General features: G+C 52.5%; 4 protein-coding genes and 1 pseudogene. All 5 read left to right on the plus strand.

Annotated elements, in window-relative coordinates:
• Window positions 1-222 (plus strand): annotated as a pseudogene (locus CW742_RS05800) (flagellar accessory protein FlaH); the annotation flags it as partial.
• Between the two features lies 1 nt (window position 223).
• Window positions 224-2,092 carry a type II/IV secretion system ATPase subunit gene (locus tag CW742_RS05805; protein WP_292417755.1) on the plus strand — a complete coding sequence of 623 codons (1,869 nt, stop codon included), beginning with the start codon at window positions 224-226 and terminating at the stop codon, window positions 2,090-2,092.
• 1 nt (window position 2,093) lies between these two features.
• The gene (gene flaJ / locus CW742_RS05810; RefSeq protein WP_292417758.1) at window positions 2,094-3,734 is read left to right on the plus strand and encodes an archaellar assembly protein FlaJ; all 1,641 of its coding nucleotides are present in this window, start codon (window positions 2,094-2,096) and stop codon (window positions 3,732-3,734) included.
• 28 nt (window positions 3,735-3,762) lie between these two features.
• Window positions 3,763-5,004, plus strand: coding sequence for a hypothetical protein (locus CW742_RS05815; protein ID WP_292417761.1), 1,242 nt, complete (start codon window positions 3,763-3,765; stop codon window positions 5,002-5,004).
• Between the two features lie 64 nt (window positions 5,005-5,068).
• Window positions 5,069-5,765: CheF family chemotaxis protein (locus CW742_RS05820; protein ID WP_292417764.1), on the plus strand; the 697-nt coding region annotated here is incomplete at its 3' end.

Here is a 5,765-nt window from a genome sequence, read left to right on the forward strand (position 1 = left end):
CTCCATACCTATGCATTCGAGGAAGACACACTCGTGCGAATACGGTCGATCTGCGATGCCCACCTGAACATGAAAAAGGCCTTGGTCGGCGACAAGTACGTCATGGTGATGGAGGTCATCAAGGTCCGTGGCGCACGAAAGACCACCGGAAACCTTGTAAGTTTCGAGGTTCATCCGGGATACGGGATGAAAGTTATCCCGATGAGCTTCGCGAAGGTCTGATATGGGAACGCTCTCCGTTGCAGTCAACCTCCCGTTCAAGCCGGAACCGGTTGACACGACCATCGATTTTTATCGGGACATTGAGTCCAGCGCACTCTACAAGATGCTCCCGGCAAATGCCAAGGAGTACGTAAAGGCAAGCCCGCACCTTCTGGAATACCTGCATACATTCCCGGTGAACACCTACGGGATCCCGCTCTTTCTATCAGAACTGAAAAAAGATCTCCGTTCAATGAAAAGTCCGAACATCATCTACCCTGTTAACGAGACCACATTCGTCCACATTCTTCCTGATCCAGATGATGTCAGGAATTTCTATATTCCAATAGAGCCCTCGTTCCTGCACAGCGTAAGCCAGATGATGCCGGCCATCGAGACAAAACTCATCGACCTCATCGACGGGCTTGAAGAAGACCCCATCAGCGACAAGGAGCGGGCTGAAGTTATCAAGAAGATGCTTGCTAATGTTGCCGTCATCAAACCGAAAAATATGGACATTGCCCAGCTTGTCGGTTCCGGCGCCGGACAGCAGGATCTCAAGACAAAGCTCACCACCTTCCTCAATACGGATTTTTCCGCAAAGGACAAGATGAGCAAGGTAAAAAAGAAGTTCCAGGTCCCGACAACGCCTGACGGGAAAGTTATCCTGACGGATCAGGAGTACCGTGCTATCGAATACCTCCTGGTCAGGGACAAGATCGATATGGGGGTCTTAAAACCCTTCCTTTCCGACTCCTATATCGAAGATATCTCGTGTGATGGCGTTGGCCCGATCTTCATCGAGCACAAGATCTTCAAAGGCTTGAAATCCGTTATCGAATTCAAGATCTCGAGCGAACTGGACGAGTTTGTGGTAAAGATGGCAGAGCGGATCAAGCGGCCAATCACGTACCGCAACCCGGTTATCGACGCCACCCTGCTGGATGGTTCCCGTATCAACATCGTATACGGTACCGCCATCTCCCGGCACGGGAGCAACTTCACCATCCGTAAAGTGAATGAGGTTCCGCTCTCGATCCTCAACATTGTCGACAGCGGGGGTATCGATTACATTTCAGCGGCATACCTCTGGATCTGTGTTGAGTACGGGATGTCTCTTTTCGTTTCGGGTGAAACAGCCAGTGGGAAGACAACACTCCTGAACGCTATCACCGCATTCATCCCCCCGGAGAACAAGATCGTCACTATCGAAGACACACCCGAACTCAATGTTCCGCACCGTAACTGGATCCGCGAGGTGGCACTGGCAAAAGGGAAAGGAGAAGGTGGCGGGGCAAGCGGTGAAGTCTCCATGTTCGATCTGCTGAAGGCTGCCCTCCGTCAGCGTCCCAACCAGATCCTTGTTGGTGAGATCCGTGGTGTCGAAGGAGCAGTCGCATTTGGCGCCATGCAGACAGGCCACCCGGTGATGAGCACATTCCACGCTGCATCCGTGGAAAAACTGATCCAGCGTCTCTGCGGGGACCCCATCAATATCCCGAAGACCTATGTTGACAACCTCAACCTGGTGGTCATCCAGAGTGCGGTCAAACGCCCTGATGGCAACCTTGTTCGCCGCATGATCAGCATCAACGAACTGGTCGGGTATAATCCCGAGACACAGGGGTTCACCTTCGTCCAGATGTTCACCTGGGAGCCGGTATCGGATACGTTTGTCTGGTCCGGTAAAGGCAGTTCCTTTTTACTGGAGAACAAGATTGCAACCATGCTCGGTATTCCGGACAGCAGGAAAGCCGAGATCTACCAGGAAGTTGAGAAGCGTGCAAAGATCCTGGAGCGTCTCCATAAAGCGGGGTACGTCAAGTTCTGGGACCTGTTCCACATGATGACGAAGATCAAGAAACAGGGACTCCTGACAATCGGTGCCTGAAATGGCTGAGCCCGATGCCGGCCTGAGCCCGGATGACGTCACGGGCAAAAAGCAGGTCCCGTTTGCAAATGCCATTGAGGGGATCAAAGAGCGGGCATCCCAGATTACTGAAGACAAGAAGATGAGTGCCGACCTGCTCTTCATGAATACGTACATGGCCTCTCTTGCCCTTGCTGATGCATCCCGTCCCGAGATCTTCACCTTTGCCGCCAACCGTAAGGAGTACATCTCGGCAAAATACATTGCAAAAGTGGACATGTTCGTGAAAAAATGGAGTTACAGTTATTCCGAGGCTCTCAGCATCCAGGCTGAACGGATAAAAAATCCCATGCTCCAGAGCATGCTGAACCGGTACGCCAATGCCATTGAATCCGGTGTGCCTGATGACGATTTCTTAAAGAACGAATTGTCAACCGTGCGGAGCGTGTACCGCAGCCAGGTGGAGGCCGGCCTTGAGATGGTCCAGAAATGGGGAGATGCCTACATTGCCATGCTCCTTTCCGGGACGGTCATCTGTGTCACCCTCATGATCTCGATCGCCATCTATAATCCCACGGGCCTCGAGTCAACGCTGTATACGGGGTACGGCATCATCCTCGCTATCGGTGTTGGGGGGAATTTCCTGATGTATACTTCGGTTCCTGACGATCCTAAAGCTCACGGACTGAGTGTGCATCAATCCAGGGAGCAACAGACCATTCATGCTATGGAGCGGATCATCATCCCGATAGCCGTTGTTGCGGTCATCCTTCTCTCGCTTGTCGGGGCAAGCGCCGCCATGATCTATATCCTCATCGGGATCCTGCTGGCACCGTTAGGCATTATCGGGTACATCGATGACAGCAACATTACCATGCGGGACAATGATTTTTCCACATTCATCCGGAGCCTGGGAGCAGTAATGGGCGGGCAAGGGACAACCGCAGTCCATGCCCTCAACACCATTGACAAGAAGTCCCTGACTGCTCTTGAACCCCTGGTCAACTCTGTCTATTCCAAGATGAACCTGGGCCTTGACGATAAACAGATCTGGGATAAGTTCATCGGCGAATCCGGTAGCAACCTCATCTACAAGTATCTCAATATTTACCTCGATACGATCACCCTTGGGGGTCCCCCGGACAGCATCGGGTCTATTGTTGGAGCATCCATGCTGGAGCAGACTCTTCTTCGGGAAAAGAAGGATATGCACGCCCGCAGTTTCCTGATCCTGCTGATAGCAATGCACGCTGCCATGGCCGGGATATTTGTCGCACTCTACCGCATCATGGTCGTCCTTACGGGGTCGGTTGGTGACATGATGGATAAATTCTCCCAGGAGCAGGCTGCAGCATCGGGGAGTGCAGGCTCCTCGCTCAGTTCATCCATGGGGGGATTAAGCATGTTCACCAATTTCCCCGAAGCGGAGATGGGTGCATTTGTCGTTATCTCCCTGACCATCATCACGCTGTCCAACATCTTTGCCGCCCGGTTTGTTGGAGGCGGGGATCGGTATATGTTTTATTTCTATGGCGCAATATTCTGTACGATAACCGGGGTTGTACTGCTTATCGGTCCCATAGCGGTGGGAATGTTCTTCAGTCCCGAGGGGCTTGCATCAATGGCATCTGCAGGAGCAGCTTCAGGATCAACAGGAGTCTGACATGAAAGAAAGTGTCCGCAGGATTGTAATGCTATGCACCATCCTTACCTTCGGGCTTGTCCTCATCTTCTTTGATGTGACCCTTATCCAGCTCCTGTTCATGATGATTGTCCTTGTCATTGTCCTGCCATTCCTGATTGGCGTAGTGTCAGTCGATGAGATCCGGACAAAACTTGCCGGAAAGTCCGGGCTCCTCAAACGCCTGGACGAGATGAAATTCTTCGAAAAAACCTCATCTGCCAAGGGTCAGAAGGCCCCGGCCAAGCCGGCCGCTCCATCGCCGCCTGCGAAAACAGAAGCAAAGAATGTGCCCGGTAAAACCGGAGGTTTCGGCGCACGGGTAAAATCGGCCTTCTCTTCTTTTGGTTCTCTTGGAACCGTTCTCAAAGAGAGGAGCAAACGGGGACGGAAAGTAGAAGACATCAACAAGATGCTCGATAAAACAGTAAGTGAAAAAGTGCCCGCACCTTCCGCTGCACCCGCTCCTTCAATGCAGCAGGCTGCTGCAGGCAGTGCATCCCTTCCGTCACCGGGGGGTGCGGGAGGCCTGCCGGCGGATGCTGATGATGACTCCCTGCTCTCCCTGTCAGGCGATGAATTCGATGCCGGGCTTCTCGAAGGCCTGGATGACGACTCTCCGCCAGTAATGCCGGAGGAGATTACACCGGAAGGACCCACCAGTGGATCCGCCCCCGATCTCCCGGTTCCGGAACTCTCATTGCCAACAACTGATGAAGCCGGCGGTTCACTTGATGAATTCGCCGGACTTGAAGGGGGCGGGGGCCTTGATACTGAATTTGGCGATCTCGACAGCATCAGTCTTGATGATATCGATGTTGGTGACGATATGGAAGTTGAGGCTGCTCCTGCGAGTGCAAGCCAGGAAGATGCGACCATGTCCGGAACCGATGCCGGGCCTGCTCCTGCTGCTGCACCTGCAGCGAGTGCCGAACCGGTAAAAACTGCATGGATTGCCTCTGATGCCCCGGCAGGGGCAGACATGCTTACAGAAGACCAGATCGGTGTCCAGTCAGATATGGCATCGTTTGCCAGTGGTGCCGGAGGTACCGATGAGGATCTTCTCAGTTCCATTGCTTCTGATGTTAAGACGGTCAAGAAAGAGAAAGACATCAGTCTCTTGAGAGAACTCAAGGACTTCAAGGCACCGGCAAGCCAGATCGAAGACGAACTCAAGGGTATGTTCAACCAGATCAGCTCAGCGCCTGCAAAAAAAGACAAAGATAAACCTGCACCGGATGGAATAAAATAAACGCCGGAACAACAGTAAACGTATAAGGCAAATAATTATCAGCACTCACGTCAGCGAGGTCCCCATGAAAGAAGTCCCGGCAAAAGTTGAACACAATAATACCTGGGTTGTCGTCAAGCTCGGCATTGCTGAAGACCGGATTGTCATCCCGGCGCCGGTGAACAAAGAAATCCTCTTCAAGACCGTCGTTGATGTTGCAGAGCGGAAGAACATCCTGATCGTTACTGCCAAAACCGACACCGAGATTGTTGCAAAGATCCTCTCTGTAGACAAGGTTCTGGCTATCCTGAAGAAACTAATCCTGGGCTCCTGCAATGCTTATCGCCTGATGGCGTACTTCATGTCACCGGCAATCCGGGGAGGAGTGATGGTCAAGGACGCCCAGTGGGAGAAAGGGAGTGTTGTCGTTGTCCACTCCGGGATCTGGTTTGTCGGTGCTGTAAAGCAGATCTGTGTCCCGGTAACCGAAGTTGCTGCAATCGAACTGACCAAGCGGGAAGTCCAGGGAAAACCAACCGATGTTGTAAGGATCGATCACCTCGAATCCGGCGAGGTTGTATCAAGCATGGTTCTCTGCCCGCTCTCAACGCTCCAGGTCCTGTATAACTTCTTAAAAGAGACAACAAAGGGCATGGACATGAAAGGCACCGAGCTTGACGGAGTCGATCAGCAGGTGGCCATGCTTATTTATTCCGGGATGGACTCGCATGCAATCGAAAACATGCTTAACATCCCTCACAAACAACTGGATGGCATCTATG

This window comes from Methanoregula sp. (assembly GCF_002835825.1).
Classification (GTDB): domain Archaea; phylum Halobacteriota; class Methanomicrobia; order Methanomicrobiales; family Methanospirillaceae; genus Methanoregula.